General features: G+C 55.0%; 23 protein-coding genes. 10 read left to right on the top strand and 13 right to left on the bottom strand.

The features are described 5' to 3' along the window. Positions 1 to 43 precede the first annotated feature (43 nt). Positions 44 to 865 carry a serine O-acetyltransferase gene (cysE, locus tag ACO6VX_RS20940; RefSeq protein WP_010258225.1) on the top strand — a complete coding sequence of 274 codons (822 nt, stop codon included), beginning with the start codon at positions 44 to 46 and terminating at the stop codon, positions 863 to 865. Here cysE and trmL read toward each other — a convergent pair. From trmL to cpxR, 3 genes are read right to left on the bottom strand one after another with little or no spacing between them, the layout of a single operon-like run. Then, the gene (gene trmL, locus ACO6VX_RS20945) at positions 862 to 1,335 is read right to left on the bottom strand and encodes a tRNA (uridine(34)/cytosine(34)/5-carboxymethylaminomethyluridine(34)-2'-O)-methyltransferase TrmL (protein WP_010258223.1); all 474 of its coding nucleotides are present in this window, start codon (positions 1,333 to 1,335) and stop codon (positions 862 to 864) included. The genes cysE and trmL overlap by 4 nt on opposite strands. A 35-nt stretch (positions 1,336 to 1,370) precedes the next feature. Further along, positions 1,371 to 2,750, bottom strand: a complete 1,380-nt coding sequence (cpxA, locus tag ACO6VX_RS20950; RefSeq protein ID WP_010258221.1) for an envelope stress sensor histidine kinase CpxA — start codon at positions 2,748 to 2,750, stop codon at positions 1,371 to 1,373. Next, positions 2,747 to 3,445 carry an envelope stress response regulator transcription factor CpxR gene (gene cpxR, locus ACO6VX_RS20955; protein ID WP_009088062.1) on the bottom strand — a complete coding sequence of 233 codons (699 nt, stop codon included), beginning with the start codon at positions 3,443 to 3,445 and terminating at the stop codon, positions 2,747 to 2,749. The genes cpxA and cpxR overlap by 4 nt, the downstream gene beginning before the upstream one ends. Before the next feature lie 148 nt (positions 3,446 to 3,593). Between cpxR and cpxP the strand changes: the two genes are divergently transcribed. From cpxP to ACO6VX_RS20985, 6 genes are all read left to right on the top strand, one after another. Then, positions 3,594 to 4,103 (top strand): cell-envelope stress modulator CpxP, encoded by a 510-nt coding sequence (gene cpxP, locus ACO6VX_RS20960; RefSeq protein ID WP_010258214.1) that lies wholly within the window; start codon positions 3,594 to 3,596, stop codon positions 4,101 to 4,103. A gap of 455 nt (positions 4,104 to 4,558) precedes the next feature. Beyond that, positions 4,559 to 4,714: a general stress protein gene (locus ACO6VX_RS20965; protein ID WP_010258211.1), complete on the top strand. Its 156-nt coding sequence runs from the start codon at positions 4,559 to 4,561 to the stop codon at positions 4,712 to 4,714. A 239-nt stretch (positions 4,715 to 4,953) separates the two neighbouring features. Continuing rightward, complete coding sequence (gene fieF, locus ACO6VX_RS20970; protein WP_010258208.1) at positions 4,954 to 5,856, top strand: CDF family cation-efflux transporter FieF; 903 nt, start codon at positions 4,954 to 4,956, stop codon at positions 5,854 to 5,856. Between the two features lie 207 nt (positions 5,857 to 6,063). Then, complete coding sequence (pfkA, locus tag ACO6VX_RS20975; RefSeq protein WP_003851263.1) at positions 6,064 to 7,026, top strand: 6-phosphofructokinase; 963 nt, start codon at positions 6,064 to 6,066, stop codon at positions 7,024 to 7,026. Between the two features lie 143 nt (positions 7,027 to 7,169). Next, positions 7,170 to 8,159 carry a sulfate ABC transporter substrate-binding protein gene (locus ACO6VX_RS20980; protein WP_010258203.1) on the top strand — a complete coding sequence of 330 codons (990 nt, stop codon included), beginning with the start codon at positions 7,170 to 7,172 and terminating at the stop codon, positions 8,157 to 8,159. A gap of 162 nt (positions 8,160 to 8,321) precedes the next feature. Next, positions 8,322 to 9,095 (top strand): CDP-diacylglycerol diphosphatase, encoded by a 774-nt coding sequence (locus ACO6VX_RS20985; RefSeq protein ID WP_010672077.1) that lies wholly within the window; start codon positions 8,322 to 8,324, stop codon positions 9,093 to 9,095. A 27-nt stretch (positions 9,096 to 9,122) separates the two neighbouring features. On the opposite strand, the gene tpiA is transcribed toward ACO6VX_RS20985, so the two are convergent. Both tpiA and ACO6VX_RS20995 read right to left on the bottom strand, forming a co-directional pair. Continuing rightward, complete coding sequence (tpiA, locus tag ACO6VX_RS20990) at positions 9,123 to 9,890, bottom strand: triose-phosphate isomerase (protein WP_163763303.1); 768 nt, start codon at positions 9,888 to 9,890, stop codon at positions 9,123 to 9,125. 120 nt (positions 9,891 to 10,010) lie between these two features. Further along, positions 10,011 to 10,601, bottom strand: a complete 591-nt coding sequence (locus tag ACO6VX_RS20995) for a DUF1454 family protein (protein WP_033773144.1) — start codon at positions 10,599 to 10,601, stop codon at positions 10,011 to 10,013. A 98-nt stretch (positions 10,602 to 10,699) separates the two neighbouring features. Here ACO6VX_RS20995 and ACO6VX_RS21000 point away from each other — a divergent pair, with 98 nt between their 5' ends. Next, a complete protein-coding gene (locus tag ACO6VX_RS21000; protein WP_010258192.1) occupies positions 10,700 to 11,134 on the top strand; it encodes a DUF805 domain-containing protein in 435 nt (144 codons plus the stop codon). On the opposite strand, the gene fpr is transcribed toward ACO6VX_RS21000, so the two are convergent. Then, the gene (gene fpr / locus ACO6VX_RS21005; protein ID WP_033773140.1) at positions 11,125 to 11,871 is read right to left on the bottom strand and encodes a ferredoxin--NADP(+) reductase; all 747 of its coding nucleotides are present in this window, start codon (positions 11,869 to 11,871) and stop codon (positions 11,125 to 11,127) included. The genes ACO6VX_RS21000 and fpr overlap by 10 nt on opposite strands. A 273-nt stretch (positions 11,872 to 12,144) precedes the next feature. Between fpr and emrD the strand changes: the two genes are divergently transcribed. After that, a complete protein-coding gene (gene emrD, locus ACO6VX_RS21010; protein ID WP_022624918.1) occupies positions 12,145 to 13,338 on the top strand; it encodes a multidrug efflux MFS transporter EmrD in 1,194 nt (397 codons plus the stop codon). On the opposite strand, the gene glpX is transcribed toward emrD, so the two are convergent. The 3 genes from glpX to ACO6VX_RS21025 form a co-directional block, all read right to left on the bottom strand. Continuing rightward, positions 13,328 to 14,338 (bottom strand): class II fructose-bisphosphatase, encoded by a 1,011-nt coding sequence (glpX, locus tag ACO6VX_RS21015; RefSeq protein ID WP_158131290.1) that lies wholly within the window; start codon positions 14,336 to 14,338, stop codon positions 13,328 to 13,330. The genes emrD and glpX overlap by 11 nt on opposite strands. A gap of 96 nt (positions 14,339 to 14,434) precedes the next feature. Next, positions 14,435 to 15,946 (bottom strand): glycerol kinase GlpK, encoded by a 1,512-nt coding sequence (glpK, locus tag ACO6VX_RS21020; protein WP_010258184.1) that lies wholly within the window; start codon positions 15,944 to 15,946, stop codon positions 14,435 to 14,437. A gap of 30 nt (positions 15,947 to 15,976) precedes the next feature. Then, positions 15,977 to 16,831, bottom strand: coding sequence for an MIP/aquaporin family protein (locus ACO6VX_RS21025; RefSeq protein WP_010258182.1), 855 nt, complete (start codon positions 16,829 to 16,831; stop codon positions 15,977 to 15,979). Positions 16,832 to 17,236: 405 nt separating this feature from the next. Here ACO6VX_RS21025 and zapB point away from each other — a divergent pair, with 405 nt between their 5' ends. Further along, the gene (gene zapB, locus ACO6VX_RS21030; RefSeq protein WP_003851242.1) at positions 17,237 to 17,476 is read left to right on the top strand and encodes a cell division protein ZapB; all 240 of its coding nucleotides are present in this window, start codon (positions 17,237 to 17,239) and stop codon (positions 17,474 to 17,476) included. A gap of 53 nt (positions 17,477 to 17,529) precedes the next feature. On the opposite strand, the gene rraA is transcribed toward zapB, so the two are convergent. The 4 genes from rraA to ftsN all read right to left on the bottom strand — a co-directional run bounded on the left by rraA (position 17,530) and on the right by ftsN (position 21,133). Further along, entirely contained in the window at positions 17,530 to 18,015 is a 486-nt protein-coding gene (gene rraA / locus ACO6VX_RS21035; protein ID WP_009088032.1) for a ribonuclease E activity regulator RraA, read from the bottom strand. Between the two features lie 158 nt (positions 18,016 to 18,173). After that, a complete protein-coding gene (gene hslU / locus ACO6VX_RS21040) occupies positions 18,174 to 19,511 on the bottom strand; it encodes an HslU--HslV peptidase ATPase subunit (protein ID WP_010258177.1) in 1,338 nt (445 codons plus the stop codon). 10 nt (positions 19,512 to 19,521) lie between these two features. After that, positions 19,522 to 20,052, bottom strand: a complete 531-nt coding sequence (hslV, locus tag ACO6VX_RS21045) for an ATP-dependent protease subunit HslV (protein ID WP_010258174.1) — start codon at positions 20,050 to 20,052, stop codon at positions 19,522 to 19,524. A gap of 88 nt (positions 20,053 to 20,140) precedes the next feature. Beyond that, a complete protein-coding gene (gene ftsN, locus ACO6VX_RS21050; protein ID WP_324253660.1) occupies positions 20,141 to 21,133 on the bottom strand; it encodes a cell division protein FtsN in 993 nt (330 codons plus the stop codon). Positions 21,134 to 21,220 lie beyond the last annotated feature (87 nt).

Below are 21,220 nucleotides of genomic sequence, written 5' to 3' on the forward strand. Positions count from 1 at the left end.
GCAGCGCCCATTCAGGCGCTTTTTTTATCGGGAGAAAACAGCAATGTCGTCTGATGAGTTAGAACTGGTCTGGAATAATATCAAAGCAGAAGCGCGCGCCCTGGCTGATTGTGAGCCGATGCTGGCCAGCTTCTTCCACGCGACATTGCTCAAGCATGAAAATCTCGGTAGTGCACTGAGTTATATGCTGGCCAACAAGCTGGCTAACCCGATTATGCCCGCCATCGCCATTCGTGAAATCGTTGAAGAAGCCTACCGTGAAGATCCGTCGATGATTATGTCAGCGGCGTACGATATTCAGGCGGTGCGCCAGCGTGACCCGGCAGTCGATAAATACTCCACGCCGCTGCTCTACCTCAAAGGTTTTCACGCCTTACAGGCCTACCGCATTGGCCACTGGCTGTGGAATGAAGGCCGGCGCGCGCTGGCGGTTTATCTGCAGAATGAAATCTCCGTCTCCTTTGCCGTCGATATTCATCCCGCCGCCAACATCGGCCACGGCATCATGCTCGACCATGCCACAGGCATTGTGATTGGTGAAACCGCCGTGGTTGAGAATGATGTCTCGATCCTGCAATCGGTTACGCTGGGCGGAACCGGCAAAACCAGCGGCGATCGTCACCCGAAAATCCGTGAAGGGGTGATGATTGGTGCCGGTGCGAAAGTCCTGGGCAATATTGAAGTTGGCAAGGGAGCCAAAATCGGTGCCGGATCCGTAGTGTTACAGCCCGTGCCGCCGCACACCACTGCAGCAGGCGTACCCGCGCGAATCGTTGGTAAGCCAGGCAGTGAAAAGCCGTCGATGGATATGGATCAGCACTTTAATGGCAGCCTGGCGGGTTTTCAGTTTGGCGACGGCATCTAGTCTTTAATCAGCGCGCCCGCATAATCAAGCTGGCGCCACGCTTCATAGACCACCACCGAGACGGCGTTCGACAAATTCATACTGCGGCTTTCCGCTTTCATCGGGATACGGATTTTCTGCTGAGCCGGTAACGCCGCTAAGATCTCAGCCGGAAGTCCACGGCTCTCCGGGCCAAACAGCAGATAATCGCCAGCCTGGTACGCTACGGCACTGTGTGCGGGCGTACCTTTGGTCGTCAGCGCAAACAGACGCTCAGGCGACTCTGAGGCGATAAACGCCTGATAGTCGGCGTGGAATTTAATGGCAGTAAATTCGTGGTAATCCAGCCCGGCGCGGCGTAAACGCTTGTCATCCCAGGCAAAACCAAGCGGCTGAATCAGATGAAGCTGAAAGCCAGTATTGGCACACAGGCGGATGATATTGCCGGTATTCGGCGGAATTTCTGGTTCAAACAAGACAATGTTAAGCATAAGGCCCCCGATGACAGGGGCCGAAGCATAACAAATTATTGACGAGCGGAGGAGTAGAGCGGCAACCAGAGGGTCAGACGCAGGCCGCCCAATGGGCTGTCATCCGCTTTAACCCAGCCGCGATGTTGCTGCACTGCCGTTTCAACAATCGCCAGGCCAAGACCGGTGCCGCCTGATTCGCGATCGCGTGCTTCATCGGTACGGTAGAAAGGCCGGAAAATCTGTTCACGATCTTCCGGACTCACGCCTGGACCATCGTCATCAACGTGTACCGTGATGCCGGAAATATCGACGGAGAAGCTGACGCTGATATGGGTGTGTGAATAGCGCAGCGCATTGCGTACGATATTTTCCAGCGCACTCTCCAGCGCATGGGGATTACCATAAAGCGGCCACGGGCCAGGCGGATAGGGAATATCCATCTTCTTGCCCATCTGCTCCGCTTCGAAGCGGGCATCTTCCAGCACCCCATTCCACAACTGATTCGCCTTCATCGCTTCGCTGACCAGCGCATTTTTATGCTGGGTGCGCGACAGCACCAGCAGATCGTTAATCATGCCATCAAGACGCTGTGCTTCCATTTCAATGCGGCCCAGCTCTTTGCCTTCACCCTGGCGCCGACGCAGCAGCGCGGTAGCCAGTTGCAGACGGGTGAGCGGGGTACGAAGCTCATGGCTGATATCTGATAACAGACGTTGCTGACCGGTCATCATCCGCTCCAGCGCACTGACCATCTGGTTAAAGCTGGAACCCGCCGCCAGAAACTCCTGTGGGCCCGATTCCAGTTCCGGATGCTGACGCAGGTTTCCGCTTGCGACTTCGTCGGCAGCATATTTCAGCTTACGTGCCGGACGTGCCAGGCTCCAGGCCAGCCAGAGCAGCAGCGGGGAGCTGATGAGCATGGTGACGATAAGCAGTAACAGGGGACGGTCAAACAGCAGATTCACGAAATCGAGCTGGGAACTGTTGGCGGGACGAATCATGTAAAGCTGGTAGTTATCTTCGCCATCCCGAACGGCGAAAGGCCCTACCAGCTCAACACGACCATATTTCTTCTTCTGCGGATGATCGGCATTGTCAGACTGGCCGATAAAATTGCGGATAACCTGCATTTCGTTATGTTGCGCGCCGATCACCCGACCTTCACTGGTGACTAACAGCAGCCGCTGACCCGGCGGTGCCCACTTTTCCACTGCCCGAAACAGACGACGCCACCACATCAGATCGTTAGGGGGATCCTGTGACAGCTCTGCTTCGACGTGTTGCTCAATCATGATGCCCTGCCGCTGTTCACTCTCCAGCAGCGAGGTCATCTGTCGTGAATCAAGCTTGGGCACCATTAGCACCAGCATCAACACCAGCGCCAGCGTCAACCAGAAGATGGCGAAGATACGGGTGGTCAGACTTCCAATCATGATGCCGAAACCATCAGATAGCCGCGACCACGTAAGGTTTTGAACCAGGGATGGCCGTCACGGCGTTCAGGCAGCTTGCGACGCAGATTGGAGATATGCATATCAATAGCGCGGTCAAAAGGCGTCAGGCGTTTGCCCAGCACTTCCTGACTCAGGTGCTCACGCGACACCACCTGGCCCAGATGCTGCGCCAGCAGATAGAGCAGGGTGAACTCCGTGCCGGTCAAATCCAGCGTGACATCATCAAAACTGGCCTCCTGACGGCCGGGATTGAGACGCAGGCAGTCCACTTCCAGCGTAGGCGAGCTATTGTCGTGTTGCTGCTGCTGTTCACTCCAGTTTGAGCGCCGCAGAATAGCGCGGATACGCGCCACCAGTTCACGATCGTTAAACGGTTTAGGCAGATAGTCATCTGCGCCCAGTTCGAGGCCCAGTACGCGATCCAGCTCGCTGCCGCGCGCCGTTAGCATGATGACGGGGGTTTGATGTTGCTGACGCAGTTCTTTCAGGGTGTCGATACCGTTTTTCTTCGGCATCATGACATCCAGTAAAAGCAAATCAATTGAGTTATCGAGCAGGTTCAGCGCTTGTTCACCATCGCTGGCTACCACCACTTCAAACCCTTCCATTTCTAACAGTTCTTTTAAAAGCGAAGTTAATTCGCGATCGTCATCTACCAACAGGATTTTATTCATTTTTGTAGCCCTCCGCAGGCAAAATACCGTGTTCCTGGCGCACCTATCCATCGCTTTACGTAGTTTTACACCCCCTGACGGATGTTTGCAGCTGTCGCCGTACACTGGCTCTCGTTGAATCGCAAAACGGAACGAACTGGAGTACACGATGCGCAAATTAACCGCCGTCGTCCTTGCCTCAGCGATGGCTCTGAGTGTCGCCAGCGCAGGTGCTAAAGATGCGACGACGATTGACGAGATGCATCATGGCGGATTGCCGACAGGCAGTATGACGCAAAATCCGCAAAGCCACATGTTCGATGGCATCGAGCTGACTGAAGAGCAACGTCAGCAGATGCGAGACCTGATGCAACAGGCCCGACATGAGCGCCCGGTCGTCCATATTGACGATATCGCAGCACTACATGAGTTAGTGACTGCAGACCAGTTTAACGAAGCGGCCATCCGCGAGAAGGCGGAAGTGATCGCCAGAGTTCAGGTTGAACAGCAGGTCGAGATGGCGCGTGTACAGAATCAAATGTTCCAGCTGCTAACGCCAGCCCAGCAGTCGGCGTTACAGCAGAATTACCAGCGGCGACTTAATGAGCTGCGACAGTTTTCGAATTTGCAGTCAGCGTCATCGCTGCAGGCAGTGAGTAGTACCAGCAGTAACCAGTAACATAGTATCCCTGTTTTCCTTGCCATAGACACATCCCTGTCTTCCCCCGCCATGATGGTGGGGGTTTTTTTTATCTTTTTTTCACTTTTTTTATTTTGACTGGAATCATCACTCCGCAATAAAACCTTTGTTTGATTAGCGCTTGTTGAGCTTTTATGGGTAAGTCTCACCGATTCCTTACTATTCAGGTCATGACTTAAATTTAAGCGTACCGGTAAGGGTTTGACCGCCTGTTAAATATTATAACTCACTGAAAGTGAATGAATTACAGGCAGGCATAGAAAACTTTAATTATATTTTTCAATGAGATAAGTCCCCCGCGTTACGCTTGCCGGTTCAGGCGCACCCTCTACACTTAATCCTGTCACTGCAGGGAAGTTAAGTGTCTTTGCGAAGTCTCAGGGAGCAGCAACCACATTATGTAGTCCTGAATGAATCTATTAACGGAGTAAGTTATGGCAGAGCATCGTGGTGGTTCAGGTAATTTCGCAGATAATCCGCAAAAAGCGTCTGAAGCCGGTAAGAAAGGCGGCCAGAGTAGCGGCGGCGGAAATTTCAAAAACGATCGTGAAAAAGCATCAGAAGCCGGGAAAAAAGGCGGCAAAAAGTAGTCGTCGGCCCTTTCTCAGCCCGGACCAGGGCCTGAATGTGGCCTGGTACTGATGTGTATGACACTTTGCCCCGTCCTCCCACAGAGGCCGGGGCTTGTTTTTTTGTACCTGTCGCGCCTTCCCAAAAAAGCCTGATCCGTTGATCGACCCGCTAAGCAGTGCCCGCCTCCCGATGTTAAACTTGAGCCATTCATTCATTTTGGTGCGCATCTTCTCTGATGCCGCACAGGGAACCTGGCATGCAACCCTCTTATGGCCGACTGGTAAAGCGTGCTGCGCTCGGCGCGACCATTCTTGCGTCTGTGCTGTTGCTCGTGAAAATTTTTGCCTGGTGGTACACCGGTTCGGTGAGTTTACTGGCCTCTCTGGTGGATTCACTGGTGGATATCGCCGCCTCGCTGACCAATCTGCTGGTGGTGCGTTATGCACTGCAGCCCGCTGACGAAGATCATACTTTCGGGCACGGCAAAGCGGAGTCGCTGGCAGCGCTGGCGCAAAGTATGTTTATTTCCGGGTCGGCGCTGTTTCTGTTTCTGACCGGCCTGCAGCATCTGGCGACGCCCAATGAGTTGCGGGCGCCCGGCGTCGGTATTGTAGTGACCGTGGTGGCGCTGAGCTCAACGCTGGTGCTGGTGGCCTTTCAGCGCTGGGTGGTTCGTAAAACCCGCAGCCAGGCGATCCGGGCTGACATGCTGCACTATCAGTCCGACGTCATCATGAATGGCGCTATTTTGGTTGCGCTGGTGCTGAGCAGCTATGGCTTTGCCCGGGCGGATGCCCTGTTTGCGCTGGGCATTGGTATTTTTATTCTCTACAGCGCACTGCGTATGGGCTACGAGGCGGTTCAGTCATTGCTGGATCGCGCGTTACCGGAAGAGGAACGGCAGCAAATCCTGACGCTTGCGACAAACTGGCCGCAGGTGCAGGGCGTTCACGATCTGCGAACCCGTCAGTCCGGGCCGACCAAATTTATTCAGCTGCATCTGGAACTGGAAGATCAGCTGCCACTGGTGCAGGCGCATCGGGTAGCCGATCAGGTTGAGAAGGCGTTACGCAAAGAATTTCCCGGGTCAGACGTAATTATCCATCAGGATCCCTGTTCTGTGGTACCGTTCGAGAGAGAGGATTCTTTAGGTTTTTAACTTAAATGAATCAAATCGATACGGCAGGGATGACGTAACGCTAACATTGCTGCAAAAAATAGTGAAAAGTTGTCTGACCTGAATCAATTCAGCAGCAAGCCTTTGATATACTATCTGCCATCACGTGTCGCGCGAGTCGTAAAATGAGCTTCAGCAGCGATCGACAGGCAGGATTAACCCTTAGTTTTGAACAATCCAGAGGTTGTCATGATCAAAAAAATTGGTGTATTAACCAGCGGCGGTGACGCCCCAGGCATGAACGCAGCTATTCGTGGCGTGGTGCGTTCCGCGCTGAGTGAAGGACTGGAAGTTTTTGGGATCTATGACGGTTACCTGGGATTGTACGAAGATCGCATGATCAATCTTGATCGCTACAGCGTTTCCGACATGATTAACCGCGGCGGCACTTTCCTGGGCTCAGCACGTTTCCCTGAATTCCGTAATGAAGATGTGCGTCAGGTTGCCATTGAGAACATGAAAAAGCGCGGCATTGATGCGCTGGTTGTTATTGGGGGTGACGGTTCCTACATGGGGGCTAAGCGCCTGACTGAAATGGGCTTCCCGTGCATTGGTCTGCCAGGCACCATCGATAACGACGTTGCCGGAACGGATTACACTATCGGCTATTTCACTGCACTGGAAACCGTGGTTGAAGCGATTGACCGCCTGCGTGATACCTCTTCATCGCATCAGCGTATTTCGATTGTGGAAGTGATGGGTCGCTACTGTGGCGATCTGACACTGGCGGCCGCCATTGCGGGTGGCTGTGAGTTCATCGTACTGCCTGAGTTCCCGTATACCCGTGAAGAGCTGGTAGCGGAAATCAAAGCGGGCATCGCCAAAGGTAAAAAGCACGCTATCGTGGCGATTACCGAGCACATCTGCGATATCGACGATCTGGCGCGTTTCATCGAAACAGAAACCAAGCGTGAAACCCGTTCTACCGTTCTGGGCCACATTCAGCGTGGCGGTGCACCTTGTGCGTATGACCGTATTCTGGCCTCACGCATGGGTGCCTACTCCATTGAACTGCTGATGCAGGGCTACGGCGGCCGTTGCGTCGGTATTCAGAACGAGAAGATGGTGCATCACGACATCGTCGACGCCATTGAAAATATGAAGCGTCCGTTCAAGCGCGACTGGCTCGACACCGCGAAAAAACTCTATTAATTCCTCTGCGGGGTGTGCGACCTGGCGCGCCCCGGCATCCCGCCTCTATATTCCCCATGGTTATAACAGCTTATTTTTAATTCTTTTAGCTCTGTATTGGTTTATGTCACGCTTAGCCCATAACGACATTGGGAGAGTGCGTAATGAACAAGTGGAGTATCGGCGTTACCCTGTTGCTGGCCTCAACCAGCGTTCTGGCGAAAGACATTCAGCTGTTAAACGTTTCCTACGATCCAACGCGTGAGCTGTACGAACAGTACAATAAAGCGTTCAGTGCGCACTACAAACAGGAAACCGGCGATAATGTCGTGGTCCGTCAGTCGCATGGCGGTTCCGGTAAGCAGGCGACCTCCGTGATTAACGGCATTCGGGCGGATGTGGTCACACTGGCGTTGCAATCGGATGTTGATGCCATTGCAGAACGCGGTCGTATTGATAAAAACTGGATTCAGCGTCTGCCGGACAACTCTGCGCCCTACACCTCGACCATTGTCTTCCTGGTTCGTAAAGATAACCCTAAAGGCATCCATGACTGGAGCGACCTGACGAAGCCAGGCGTATCTGTTATCACCCCTAACCCGAAAACGTCCGGCGGCGCACGCTGGAACTATCTGGCGGCCTGGGGCTGGGCGCTGGATCATAACAACGGCGATCAGGCTAAAGCGCTGGCTTACGTCAGAGCGCTGTTTAAAAACGTTGAAGTGCAGGATTCCGGCGCACGCGGCGCAACCAACACCTTCGTTGAGCGCGGGATTGGTGATGTGCTGATCGCCTGGGAAAACGAAGCCTATCTGGCGGTTAACAAGCTGGGCAAAGACAAGTTCGAGATTGTCACTCCGAGCGAATCGATTCTGGCGGAACCGACCGTGTCGGTGGTCGATAAAGTGGTAGATGAAAAGGGGACGCGTAAAGTCGCCGACGCTTATCTGAAATACCTCTACTCGCCAGAAGGCCAGACTATCGCTGCACAGAACTACTACCGTCCGCGTGATGCTGAAGTCGCGAAGAAATTCGCCAGCACCTTTGCGCCAGTGAAGCTGTTTACCATTCAGGACAAGTTTGGTGGCTGGACACAGGCTCAGAAAGCCCACTTCGCCGATGGCGGCAGCTATGACCAGGTCATGAAACCGTAATGCGTTGCGGTCAGCGCATTCCTGCGCTGACCGCTTATCCCCCACAACCACGCCTTTTCTCCTTCTCCGCCCAGCCGCTGGGTTATCTGCCAGAATTCCCCGTGACATTTTTTTCTCGCCAGGCGAGGATGCAGGCTGCTAAGCCATTCAGGAAGCGTTGTTATGCCGACACATCGTCGTGCAACCCGCCTGGTTGCGGTTCTGCTGGTACTGGTCATTGCGGGGATGCTGGCTGCCGCACTGCATTTCAAAAAGAACAGTGATGCGCTGTGGCAGATCGTCAGCGAGAAATGTCTGCCTCACCAGCAGAGTGGTGGAGAACCTGCGCCCTGTCAGCGCGTCGATCAGCGGCATCGCTATGCCATGCTGAAAGATATGCACGGGCCGTTGCAGTATCTGCTGATCCCGCTCGACAGGATCACCGGCATCGAAAGCCCGCGGTTACTGCAATCCGCTACGCCCAACTACTTTGCCCTTGCATGGGATGAGCGGACTCTGCTTGCGCAGCGACGCGGCTCACCTATTGATGATCGGGTCCTGTCACTGGCTATCAATTCACAATATGGCCGCACGCAGAATCAGCTCCATATTCATATCTCCTGCCTGCGACCCGATGTGCGTCAGCAGCTTGATCAGCTGACGCCGCAGCTTAGCGGGCGGTGGCAGAGCATCACGCTGCGTAAGCACCGCTACTGGCTGCGTGCATTGACCCCGGACGAGCTGACCCGGCAGAGTGCGTTTATCCGACTGGCCGATGAGCGGCCAGAGGCGCGCAGCGAGATGGGGAAATATGGGCTGGCACTGGCTGAATTAAGTGATGGACGACTGGTGCTGATGGCGATAGAGCGAAACTGGCTGCTGCTGAACAGCGGTTCGGCGGAGGAGGTACAGGATCACGCCTGTCAGCTGATAGCGCCCATAAAAAAGGCGGCTTAAGCCGCCTTTAATCGGTACGTTTACTGCTTAGGCGCTTTTTGCAGCCGCAGCAGCTTTAACGATCACAGCGAAAGCGTCCGCTTTCAGTGAGGCACCGCCAACCAGCGCGCCATCGATGTCAGGCTGGGTGAAGAGCTCAGCCGCATTTTTATCGTTAACTGAGCCGCCGTACTGGATGATGACCTGTTCTGCGATAGCCGCATCTTTCTTCGCGATATGGTCACGAATGAATTTGTGAACGGACTGAGCCTGAGCAGGGGTGGCAGATTTGCCGGTACCGATGGCCCAGACTGGCTCATACGCGATGACCGCATCTTTAAACGCTTCGGCGCCCTGAGTTTCCAGAACGGCATCCAGCTGACGAGCGCAGACTTCTTCGGTTTTACCCGCTTCGTTTTCCGCTTCGGTTTCACCAATGCACAGCACCGGTACCAGGCCCACTGACTTCAGCACCGCGTATTTCTTCGCGATGAATTCGTCGCTCTCTTTGTGGTAAGTGCGGCGCTCTGAGTGACCGATAATGATATATTTCGCGCCGATATCTTTCAGCATCTCTGCGGAAACTTCACCGGTAAACGCACCAGACAGGTTAACGTCTACGTTCTGCGCACCCAGTGCGATGTGGCTACCGGAGATGGCGTGTTTTGCCTGCTCGAGATAGAGAGCTGGCGGTGCAATGGCGACGCCACAACCCTCAACGCCAGACAGTTCCTTGCGCAGACCGGCGATCAGTTCAGCTGTGATCTGCTTGCTGCCATTCAACTTCCAGTTACCCATAACCAGTGGATGTCGCATTCTATCCTCCGCATAAAGCGATACATGAAAAATCGCTGCCAGCTGGCAGCGTTGTCTGCCAGACAGTATAGAGATCAAATGTAGCGATGGCTTTGCTTTTCGTCATTTTCGGCCTCATCATCAGGGGCTGGCGAGCGCCAGTTTGACCGGCTCAATGGCGAAGGTCAGTCCCTTGTCGCCGTTGTCAGCCACCACAAAACGCAACGCGCCCTCGACCTGCGCAAAATAGGGTAAATCCTTACCTTGCTTCAGCAAACCCTCCAGCTTTTTACGTCCCTCATCGGCGCTCAGTCCCGGTACAAAGAAGCGCAACATGGCGGTCATGTAGGCCAGCGCTTTTTGCTGTGAGGCGTTCTGATCCGGGCCTGGCAACGGTAGCCAGGTAATCTGCAGCGTCTTAATTTTGCCGGTACCAGGCTCCAGCGCGGTAGACGCATAGAGGGTCTCGTTGATTTTGCTGGCGGCGCGCGTCAGGGTGCTTTTGTCGCCCCGATTATCAATGGCGCGATATTCCGGCAGCATCAGCGCCCCGTTGGCCTGATTATACTTTTCGCGGAACTGGCCGATAGTCATATCAAAGGTGGGGGCGCCCGCCAGCAGATAGGGGGCGGTGGGCAACGCATCGGCCCGATCCTGCGGTGGCGGATCGGCGGCAAAGACCGGAACCGTCAGCGCAAACGATAACAGCAGTGCGCCAGGCAAATTCTTCATTTTGTCGATCCTAACCCGTAAACTCAGGCGCAAATTAAAACGGTTTTTATCCGCGAGGTCAAAACCGCAGCGGTTCTCTTCTCTCTGGATGATAATGCATGACGTTACAACAATGGTGTTTTTCCTGGCGCGGCCGGCTGGGACGACGTGATTTCTGGATCTGGCAGGCGGTCTGGTTGCTGACAACAACCCTGTTATTCGCGTTAGCGGCTAACGACTGGCTTGATACTCAGATGGCGGCCTTTGGCGTGGTCTGCCTGCTGTGGCCCGCCAGCGCGGTTATCGTTAAACGGTTGCACGATCGTAATCGCCGCGGCTACTGGGGATTTCTGGTGATTGTTGCCTGGCTGCTGGTGGCAGGGAACTGGAGCATGCTGGACGGCATACTGCCCTGGCTGTTGGGTCGCGCCATTCCGTTTGTGTTACTGGCTGGCCTGCTGCTCGATCTCGGTCTCTTTCGCGGTACCCCCGGCGCTAACCGGTTTGGTACCGCGACTCAGCCGGTGAGATACCGGCAAACGGCTCACCAGTAATGTTCGCTGGTGATATGGCCCGGCTTACGCTTCAGGTGCTTGCGCATCTCGCGCGTCTCTTTCAGTAATTGCTGGGTGTCACGCACCATCTGCGGGTTGCCGCACAGCATCACATGGCTGCTGTCGGCATCCAGGCTTAACCCGGTGGCGCGCTCCAGCTCACCGTTTTCGATCAACGCCGGGACCCGGCCAGTCAGCGAACCGGCGATCTCTTCGCGACTCACCACCGTCTGGATGTGCAGCTTGCCTTGATAATGTTGTTGCAGCTGCTGCATCAGCGGCAAAAAGCTCAGGTCGGCCGCATAGCGGGCAGCATGGACCAGCACGATGTTTTCAAAGCGATCCAGCCCTTCGCCCTGCTGTAGCATCGACAGGTAGGGGCCAATAGCGGTGCCGGTTGCCAGCATCCATAAGGTTTTGCACTCAGGGACCTCATCCAGCACAAAGAATCCTGCCGCTTCTTTAGTGACCATCACCTGATCGCCAGGCTGAAGTGCCTGCAGATGCGGACTCAGTTTGCCCTCTGGCACGGTGACCAGGTAAAACTCCAGCAGATCATCTTTCGGCGCATTGACGTAAGAGTAAGCGCGCTGTACCCGCTCACCGTCGATTTCCAGTGCCAGCTTGGCAAATTGCCCGGCGATAAAGGGATCGATGGGCGCTTTTACCCGGAGACTGAACAGCGCATCCGTCCAGTTTTTCACTTCCTTTACTTCAGCATTGACCCACTCAGCCATAATCACTCCCTGGTTATTGATTATTCAGGCAGGTCACTATTTTCGCGGCTGCCCGGTGAGATTGCCAGCCTGCGCCGGGGCAAAGGCTCTAATCGACAAACTGTTACTTTGTCTTTACAGGCTGGCCCATAAACTTGACAGGCGCAAGCCGGGACCTTTTCGCTTACCTCTCGCTTTGTCATTTAATCCTGATATTTTGCCCGCCATAACAAGATGACTGGCGGGTGAACCGCTGTTTTAACCTCCTTTCACAGAAAGAAATTTTGCATAATCATGATGACTAAACTCGAAAATCGCCCGCTGCTGGTGATGCTCATTGTGCTGGTGGCAGTAGGGCAGATGGCACAGACTATCTACGTCCCGGCGATGTCGGTGATGGCGGATGCTCTGAATGTGCGAGATGGCGCGCTGCAGCGTGTGATGGCGGCCTATCTGATGACCTATGGCGGATCCCAGCTGATCTATGGCCCGCTGTCAGACAGCATCGGTCGTCGTCCGGTGATCCTGGCGGGCATGATGATCTTTATGATCGGCGCAATTACGGCACTGATGGCGACGTCGCTCGATATGCTGGTGTTCGGCAGCGCTGTTCAGGGACTGGGCACCGGCGTAGCTGGCGTGATGGCCCGCACCATGCCGCGCGATCTCTACGAGGGGCACGCACTGCGCCGCGCTAACAGCCTGCTTAATATGGGCATTCTGGTCAGCCCGCTGCTGGCGCCGGTGATTGGTGCACTGCTGACGCAGCTCTTTGGCTGGCACGCCTGCTTTGCCTTTCTGCTGCTGCTTTGTCTGGCGGTAACCGTTTCAATGGCACGCTGGCTGCCGGAGACCCGACCGCAGAGTGCGGAAGTGACCCCTTTCTTTAAACGCTACGCCCGCCTGCTCAGTGACGCGAATTTCGTTCGCTACATTGTGCTGCTGATTGGCGCGCTGGCCGGGATTGCGGTATTTGAGTCGAGCTGTGGCGTTCTGCTGGGCGGCGTGCTCGGCCTGCATAGCCTGACCGTCAGCATCCTGTTCATCCTGCCGATTCCGGCAGCGTTTTTTGGTGCCTGGTTTGCCGGTCGCGAGCAGGGTTCATGGCACAGTCTGATGTGGTGGGGCGTAAATAGCTGCCTGCTGGCGGGCATCCTGATGTGGATCCCGGCATGGTTCGGCGTGATGAATATCTGGACGCTGCTGGTTCCGGCTGCGCTGTTCTTCTTTGGGGCTGGCATGCTGTTCCCGCTGGCGACTTCAGGCGCGATGGAGCCTTATGCCTGGCTGGCGGGTAGCGCGGGCGCGCTGATTGGCGGGATGCAGAACCTGGGATCGGGCCTGGTGGCGTGGCTGTCAGCCATGATGCCGCAGCGCGATCAGTTCAGCCTTGGCATGCTGATGTTCTTCACGGCGCTGGTGATGCTGCTCTGCTGGTTGCCGCTCTCACGTCAGCCGGAGCGCGGCAACCAGCCGGTTACAGGATAAAGGGATGAAGCGCCGGATCTTTACGGTCGAGATAGTGAATCGACTGAATACGGCGGATGGTGCGTGATTTACCGCGAATCAGCAGGGTCTCGCTGGTGGCGATATTGCCCTGACGCGTAATGCCTTTCAGTAGTTCGCCACTGGTAATGCCGGTGGCGGCAAACACCACGTTGTCATTGCGTGCCATCTCATTCAGCATCAGCTTTTTGCCCGCTTCAATCCCCATCTCTGCGCAGCGCTGCAGCTCCTGCTCACCCAGCAGACGGTTTTCAGCGCTGTCGCCTTTCACGTGGTGACGCGCCAGTAACCGGCCCTGCATATCCCCAGCCAGCGCGCGGATCACCGCCGCAGAGACCACGCCTTCCGGTGCGCCGCCGATGCCATACATCACATCCACTTCGCTGTCCGGCATGCAGGTCAGAATGGAGGCGGCGACATCGCCATCCGGGAAGGTAAACACCCGCACGCCCAGTTGCTGCAACTGACTGATCACTGCGTCATGACGCGGCTTTGCCAGAATCGATACGGTTAGCTGTGATAGCGGCTTATTCATCGCGATGGCGATGTTACGCAGGTTGGTTTCCAGCGGCAGGTCAAGATCGATCTCTCCACGCGCTGCGGGGCCAACAATCAGCTTCTCCATGTACATGTCGGGTGCGTGCAGAAAGCTGCCCTTATCGCCTACAGCCATCACCGCCAGCGCATTAGCCTGGCCAAGCGCCGTCATGCGGGTGCCTTCAATCGGATCGACCGCAATGTCGACCGCATCGCCGCGGCCGGTACCGACTTTTTCACCGATATAGAGCATCGGAGCTTCGTCGATTTCGCCTTCACCGATCACAATCTGACCGTCGATTTCAATGGAGTTCAGGACATGACGCATGGCATGGACAGCCGCGCCGTCAGCCGCATTTTTGTCGCCGCGTCCTAACCAGTGATAGCCTGCCAGGGCGGCAGCTTCGGTTACGCGGGAAAATTCAATGGCAAGTTCTCGTTTCATGGCATCTACCTGACAAAAAACAGGCAGGCAGTGTAACACAGCGGGGGAGTGGAGCGGGGAAAAGGCCCGCGACAGCAACGGTCGCGGGCATTGATATTACTCTTGTTCTTCCCACGCCTGGGCGCGGGCTACAGCTTTTTTCCAGCCAGCATAACGGAAGTTACGCTCGGTGGTTTCCAGGCTTGGACGGAATTCACGCTCAATAACTGCTTTAGAGCGGACTTCATCCAGATCCTGCCAGAAGCCGACGGCCAGACCTGCCAGATAAGCAGAACCCAGCGCGGTGACTTCACGCACTTCCGGACGCTCAACACGGGTGCCGAGGATGTCTGACTGGAACTGCATCAGGAAGTTGTTGGAAACCGCACCACCATCCACACGCAGCGCCTGCAGGCGGGTGTTGGCATCGTTCTGCATCGCTTCCAGCACGTCGCGCGTCTGATAAGCGATAGACTCCAGCGTCGCACGGATGATGTGGTTAGCATTAGCACCACGGGTCAGGCCGAAGATAGCACCACGGGCATACGGGTCCCAGTAAGGAGCGCCCAGGCCGGTGAAAGCAGGCACCATGTAAACGCCGTTGGTGTCTTTCACTTTCATCGCAAAGTATTCAGAGTCAGCAGCTTCACTGATCAGCTTCATCTCATCGCGCAGCCACTGAATAGAGGCGCCACCGATAAATACAGCCCCTTCCAGTGCATAGTTCACTTCACCGCGCGGGCCACAGGCGATAGTGGTCAGCAGGCCGTGCGTTGAGGTTACCGCTTCAGTACCGGTGTTCATCAGCATAAAGCAGCCGGTGCCGTAGGTGTTTTTCGCCATGCCAGGCTGAACACAGAGCTGGCCATACAGCGCAGCCTGCTGGTCACCGGCAATACCAGCGATTGGAATACGTGTACCGCCTTTACCGCCGATGTTGGTCTGACCATAGACTTCAGAAGAGGACTTCACTTCTGGCAGCATTTCACGCGGAATATCCAGGATATCCAGCATACGCTGATCCCACTCCAGCTTATGGATGTTAAACATCATGGTACGGGAGGCGTTGGTATAGTCGGTGATATGCACGCGGCCCTGTGTCATTTTCCAGACCAGCCAGGTATCAACGGTACCAAACAGCAGCTCGCCACGTTTTGCACGCTCACGAGAGCCTTCAACGTGATCCAGGATCCACTTCACTTTGGTTCCGGAGAAGTAAGGGTTAATTACCAGACCGGTGGTGTGCTGGATATACTCTTCCAGACCCTCTTTCTTCAGTTTGTGACAGTAGTCGGCGGTGCGGGGATCCTGCCAGACGATGGCGTTGTAGATCGGCTTGCCGGTCTCTTTTTCCCAGACGATAGCGGTTTCGCGCTGGTTGGTGATACCGATTGCCGCAATCTCATCAGAGCGGATGTCGGCATGGGCCAGCACTTCAACCAGCGTTGAGCTTTGTGAAGCCCAGATATCCATTGGATCATGTTCAACCCAGCCCGCTTTCGGGTAGATCTGGGTGAATTCGCGCTGCGATACCGCGACGATATTAGAGTCGTGGTCGAGAATGACGGCGCGGGAGCTGGTTGTGCCCTGATCGAGCGCGACAATATATTTTTTATCTGTGGTAGTCATAAATTCTGTCCTGATGATAAAAGGTGAAACTTACGCTTTACGCTGCTGAGCGCGTGCAACCGGTTTGTCTGCTGGAACGCTTGCAGGTTCCTGGGCGGTACCTGGCAGGTAGCGACCAATCAGTGTGCGATAACCTACTGCACCCAGGCAGGCACCGACCAGCGGGCCAAAAATCGGCACGAGGAAGTAAGGGATGTCACGACCACCCGTAAAGGCAACGTTACCCCAGCCTGCCAGCCATGCGAAGATCTTCGGTCCGAAATCACGAGCCGGGTTAAGGGCGAAGCCGGTCAGAGGACCCATTGAGCCACCGATAACCGCAACCAGCAGGCCAATCAGCAGTGGAGCCAGTGGGCCACGTGGAATGCCGTTGCCGTCATCCGTCAGACCCATAATGACCGCCATTAATACTGCAGTGATGACCATCTCAACCAGGAAGGCCTGGCCGACACCGATATGTGGATTAGGGTAGGTTGAGAAGATGCCTGCCAGGTCGAGACTTTCAACCGTGCCGCGCACCATCTGGTGGCTCTGTTCATAATCAAAAAACAGGCTGTAGTAGAGACCGTATACCAGCGCCGCGGCACAAAAGGCACCGGCAATCTGCGATACGATATAAGGCAGAACTTTACGTCCTTCAAAATTAGCAAACAGGCAGAGTGCAACAGTGATTGCCGGGTTCAGGTGCGCGCCCGAAATGCCTGCGGTGAGGTAGGCGGCCATGGAAACGCCAAGACCCCAGATGATGCAGATCTCCCACTGACCGAAGGCGGCACCGGCGAGTTTCAGTGCAGCCACACAGCCTGCGCCAAAGAAAATAATCAAGCCTGTCCCCAGAAATTCGGCAATACACTGACCTTTGAGCGTGTTAGTTGTCTGACTCATAATAGTGGTTCCTGAAGCGAGGTTAAATTTTATCAGTTTTTGTTCTCATTCCATGAGGCACCCAGCTTTAATGTAGGGCTGGTGTGAATTTATCGTTAACGAACATAAACGAGAAATAGCGAAATCGTTTTTTGTGTACTGCGTCATAAAAATGCGCGTTTTCGCGTATTCTGGCTTTCCTTAGCCAATATTCGCGCCTGATGACGGGGATAACGCACCCGTACCAGAAAGCCGTCGCAGTAAGCGCAGCGTAAATTCAGGGATTGGCTGAAAAGTGTTACAGACTACGCCCGCAGCGGCCGCGTTGCTGGACTTGCGGGGTGAGGCTACATACAATCGGGACAACGTTGCTGGCTTAAGCTGGCATCATCAACGCCTTGCAGGAATTTAGGAGAGGTCAGAAAGATGTCATTTGAAGTGTTTGAGAAACTGGAAGCGAAAGTACAGCAGGCGATTGATACCATCACCCTGTTGCAGATGGAAATCGAAGAGCTGAAAGAGCAGAACAACTCACTGCGTAACGATGCGCAACAAGTCGCGGGCAACCACGATGCGCTGATGCGTGAAAATCAGCACCTGAAAGAAGAGCAACACGTGTGGCAGGAACGTCTGCGTGCATTGCTGGGAAAAATGGAAGAGGTTTGAAGCCTCAGCTGATGTGAAAAACGGGTGCTCAGGCACCCGTTTTCATGTCTGGCCTATTCGAGGTCCAGCGCATCCTCTGACAGAATGATACCGGTGTTGTCTGCATAGAGATGGTCGCCGGAGAAGAAGGTGACGCCGCCGAAATTAACGCGCACATCGCTTTCGCCAATCCCTTCACCCGCAGCGCCTGCCGGAATCGCGGCAATCGCCTGAATGCCAATCTCCAGCTCTTCCAGCTCATCAACCTGGCGTACCGAACCGTAAATCACCAGACCTTCCCACTCGTTGGTTGCCGCCAGACGTGCCAGCTGCGCATCCACCAGTGCACGGCGCACTGAGCCGCCGCCATCAATCACCAGTACCCGACCCCGGCCATTCTCTTCCAGCAGATCGTAAAGTAAGCCGTTGTCTTCAAAGCATTTCACTGTGGTAATCTGACCACCGAATGAAGTGCGCCCACCAAAATTTGAAAAAAGCGGTTCAACAACATTCACTTCTTCATGGTAGATATCGCAGAGTTCAGATGTATCGTATTTCATAAGGGTTTCGTCTGTTTGCCACAGGAAGGGTAAGTATATCGCTATATGCAGATTGTTGGCAAAATCATCAGTATGAAAAAAGCATCGTTCGATCAAGAACATGCATAAAAAAGCCCAGCCGGGTTGGCTGGGCTTCTGAAAAGCGCTGAATCAGTGGATCAGAGAATGAAGCGGCTAAGGTCTTCGTCAGCCACCAGTTCATCCAGATGTTTACCGACATAGTCAGCATCGATGGTAACGGATTCACCATGACGATCGCTGGCGTCATACGAAATATCTTCCATCAGACGCTCCAGCACAGTATGCAGACGGCGCGCACCGATGTTTTCGGTGGTTTCGTTGACCTGCCATGCGGCTTCAGCGATCCGGCGAATACCCTCTTCGGTGAACTCAATGTTCACGCCCTCGGTATTCATCAGGGCTTTGTACTGCACGGTAATCGAGGCATTCGGCTCGGTCAGGATGCGCTGGAAATCGTTCACGGTCAGCGCCTGCAGCTCAACACGGATGGGCAGACGACCCTGCAGTTCCGGGATCAGATCGGATGGGCTGGCAACCTGGAACGCGCCTGAGGCGATAAACAGAATGTGGTCCGTTTTCACCATACCATGCTTGGTGGAGACGGTGCAGCCTTCCACCAGCGGCAGCAGGTCGCGCTGAACGCCTTCGCGTGAGACATCCGGGCCGCCGGCATTCTGGCCGCCGCGCTTACAGATTTTGTCGATCTCATCGATAAACACGATACCGTGCTGCTCAACGGCATCAATCGCGTCCTGCTTAAGCTCTTCCGGGTTAACCAGTTTGGCCGCTTCTTCTTCGATCAGCAGCTTCATCGCTTCTTTGATCTTCAGCTTGCGGGCTTTCTGCTTCTGGCCGCCGAGGTTCTGGAACATCGACTGCAGCTGGCTGGTCATCTCTTCCATGCCCGGAGGGGCCATGATTTCGACGCCAGGGCTGCTGGCGGCCAGGTCGATCTCAATCTCTTTATCGTCCAGCTGGCCTTCGCGCAGCTTCTTGCGGAACGACTGGCGTGCTGCAGAGGGTTCAGCGCTCTGCTCTGACTGGCCCCAGTTGTTTTTTGCTGGTGGAATCAGCACATCAAGAATGCGCTCTTCCGCCATCTCTTCGGCACGATATTTGTTCTTTTCAATCGCCTGACTGCGCACCATCTTAATGGCCGAATCGGTCAGGTCACGAATGATAGAGTCCACTTCCTTACCGACATAACCGACTTCGGTAAATTTGGTCGCCTCTACTTTGATAAACGGCGCATTGGCCAGCTTAGCCAGACGACGCGCGATCTCGGTTTTACCGACACCGGTCGGACCGATCATCAGGATATTTTTAGGGGTCACTTCATGGCGCAGCTCTTCGTCGAGCTGCATGCGGCGCCAGCGGTTACGCAGTGCAATAGCCACGGCGCGCTTAGCGCTCTCCTGGCCGATGATAAAGCGGTTCAGTTCGCTGACGATTTCGCGAGGAGTCATCTCAGACATATTTATACCCTTACGACTTAGACGTTAATTCTTCGAAATTAACGTTGTGGTTAGTGTAGATGCAGATATCACCCGCGATATTCAGCGACTTTTCGACGATGTCGCGTGCGCCCATCTCGGTATTCTCCAGCAGCGCACGTGCCGCTGCCTGGGCGAAAGGCCCACCGGAGCCGATGGCGATCAGATCGTTTTCAGGCTGGATGACGTCACCGTTACCGCTGATGATCAGTGAAGCTGATTCATCTGCGACGGCCAGTAAGGCTTCAAGGCGACGCAGCATACGGTCAGTACGCCAGTCTTTGGCGAGTTCCACCGCAGCTTTCACCAGATGGCCCTGATGCATTTCCAGTTTACGTTCGAAAAGTTCAAACAGGGTGAAGGCGTCTGCGGTGCCGCCAGCAAATCCGGCAATCACTTTATCGTTGTATAAACGACGCACTTTTTTAACGTTGCCTTTCATCACGGTATTGCCGAGCGTAGCCTGGCCATCACCGCCAATCACTACCTGGCCGTTGCGTCGTACACTTACTATTGTTGTCACGGGCAGACCCCTTGTTGCAGTCGGAAAAGGACTCCGCGCACCGGGCGCGGAGTATCATGCAACAGATATGGGGCGGGTTTGACGGGTTTCAACCCCCGACGGAGAGCGGAATACAGCTGGAGTGTCCGGAACTGCGCAGGCGCTTCAGGGTGCTGTCAGCGGAGGCGCGGTCTTTATAAGGACCGATAACCACACGATTCCAGCCGCCACCGGTGGTAATACGGCTTTCAAATCCTTCAAAGGCTAAGCCAGCGCGCACCGATTCAGCCTGGTCAGTGCCCTTAAACGAACCACACTGCACCATCCAGCGCTGCGAAGAGGCTTTCTCCGCCGGTTTCGCTTTCGCGGTCTCCTGCGGTTTTGGCTGCACTTCCGGTTCACGCGTAACAGGTGCTGGCTGCGTCTGGCGCTGTACGTTTTGCTGCTGCTGCTGCTGACGTTGCTGTTGTTGTAATTGCTGCTGTTGCTGGCGCTGTTGTTGTTGCTGCAACTGCTGCTGGCGTTGCTGTTGCTGCTGAGCCTGCAACTGCTGACGTTGCTGCTGAACCTGTTGCTGCTGCTGTTGTTGCTGAACCTGCTGCTGCTGACGTTGCAGTTGTTGCAACTGCTGCTGATGCTGCAGTGTCTGCTGACGTTGCGCCGGCGTCTGTTCGTTCCACGGCACTTCGTTGAGCTGCGTCGGCTGCTGACGCATATCCGCCTGCATCTGCTCCAGCAACTGCCGCTGCTCGTCGGTCAGCTGTGTCTGCGACTTCACTTCGCCACCCGAAGAGGGTTCGATAGGTGTCGGCACAGTGACCTGACGGTTCTCCAGCTCTTTAATATATTTCCAGCGCTCTTCTGGCTTCGGCGGCAGGCCATTGCCGTTGGCTTTATGATCCGTAATGACCGGCACGTCCTCTTTTTTGTGATGCGCCAGGAACCATAAACCACCGGCAAAGGTCACCAACACTGCGACCGCCAGTACAATCATCAGTTTAGATGTTCCCGAACCGCCTTTGCTCTTCTTGCCACGGCTGGGGCTTTTTTTGCGACGCGTCCCTGTTGAACGCCCGCGGCCTACGTAATCTTTTTGTGCCACTCTCGTTCTTATACCCTTCAAAAATAGTGCCAGATGGGCGAAATGATGATTTTTACGCGCCCGGCAAGGAGTCCGCCATGTTACTTA

This window comes from Pantoea sp. BJFS-204 (genome assembly GCF_049310725.1).
Classification (GTDB): domain Bacteria; phylum Pseudomonadota; class Gammaproteobacteria; order Enterobacterales; family Enterobacteriaceae; genus Pantoea; species Pantoea agglomerans.

Bases quoted from the DNA above. Each gene is read 5' to 3' on its own strand.
- ACO6VX_RS20995 (WP_033773144.1), bottom strand. From the start codon at position 10,601: ATGAAGAATTTGCCTGGCGCACTGCTGTTATCGTTTGCGCTGACGGTT.
- glpX (WP_158131290.1), bottom strand. From the start codon at position 14,338: ATGAAACGAGAACTTGCCATTGAATTTTCCCGCGTAACCGAAGCTGCC.
- rraA (WP_009088032.1), bottom strand. From the start codon at position 18,015: ATGAAATACGATACATCTGAACTCTGCGATATCTACCATGAAGAAGTG.
- cpxR (WP_009088062.1), bottom strand. From the start codon at position 3,445: ATGAATAAAATCCTGTTGGTAGATGACGATCGCGAATTAACTTCGCTT.
- cysE (WP_010258225.1), top strand. From the start codon at position 44: ATGTCGTCTGATGAGTTAGAACTGGTCTGGAATAATATCAAAGCAGAA.
- emrD (WP_022624918.1), top strand. From the start codon at position 12,145: ATGATGACTAAACTCGAAAATCGCCCGCTGCTGGTGATGCTCATTGTG.
- pfkA (WP_003851263.1), top strand. From the start codon at position 6,064: ATGATCAAAAAAATTGGTGTATTAACCAGCGGCGGTGACGCCCCAGGC.
- ACO6VX_RS20965 (WP_010258211.1), top strand. From the start codon at position 4,559: ATGGCAGAGCATCGTGGTGGTTCAGGTAATTTCGCAGATAATCCGCAA.
- fieF (WP_010258208.1), top strand. From the start codon at position 4,954: ATGCAACCCTCTTATGGCCGACTGGTAAAGCGTGCTGCGCTCGGCGCG.
- ACO6VX_RS21000 (WP_010258192.1), top strand. From the start codon at position 10,700: ATGACGTTACAACAATGGTGTTTTTCCTGGCGCGGCCGGCTGGGACGA.
- ACO6VX_RS21025 (WP_010258182.1), bottom strand. From the start codon at position 16,831: ATGAGTCAGACAACTAACACGCTCAAAGGTCAGTGTATTGCCGAATTT.
- zapB (WP_003851242.1), top strand. From the start codon at position 17,237: ATGTCATTTGAAGTGTTTGAGAAACTGGAAGCGAAAGTACAGCAGGCG.
- cpxA (WP_010258221.1), bottom strand. From the start codon at position 2,750: ATGATTGGAAGTCTGACCACCCGTATCTTCGCCATCTTCTGGTTGACG.
- trmL (WP_010258223.1), bottom strand. From the start codon at position 1,335: ATGCTTAACATTGTCTTGTTTGAACCAGAAATTCCGCCGAATACCGGC.
- glpK (WP_010258184.1), bottom strand. From the start codon at position 15,946: ATGACTACCACAGATAAAAAATATATTGTCGCGCTCGATCAGGGCACA.
- cpxP (WP_010258214.1), top strand. From the start codon at position 3,594: ATGCGCAAATTAACCGCCGTCGTCCTTGCCTCAGCGATGGCTCTGAGT.
- tpiA (WP_163763303.1), bottom strand. From the start codon at position 9,890: ATGCGACATCCACTGGTTATGGGTAACTGGAAGTTGAATGGCAGCAAG.
- fpr (WP_033773140.1), bottom strand. From the start codon at position 11,871: ATGGCTGAGTGGGTCAATGCTGAAGTAAAGGAAGTGAAAAACTGGACG.
- ACO6VX_RS20980 (WP_010258203.1), top strand. From the start codon at position 7,170: ATGAACAAGTGGAGTATCGGCGTTACCCTGTTGCTGGCCTCAACCAGC.
- hslU (WP_010258177.1), bottom strand. From the start codon at position 19,511: ATGTCTGAGATGACTCCTCGCGAAATCGTCAGCGAACTGAACCGCTTT.
- ACO6VX_RS20985 (WP_010672077.1), top strand. From the start codon at position 8,322: ATGCCGACACATCGTCGTGCAACCCGCCTGGTTGCGGTTCTGCTGGTA.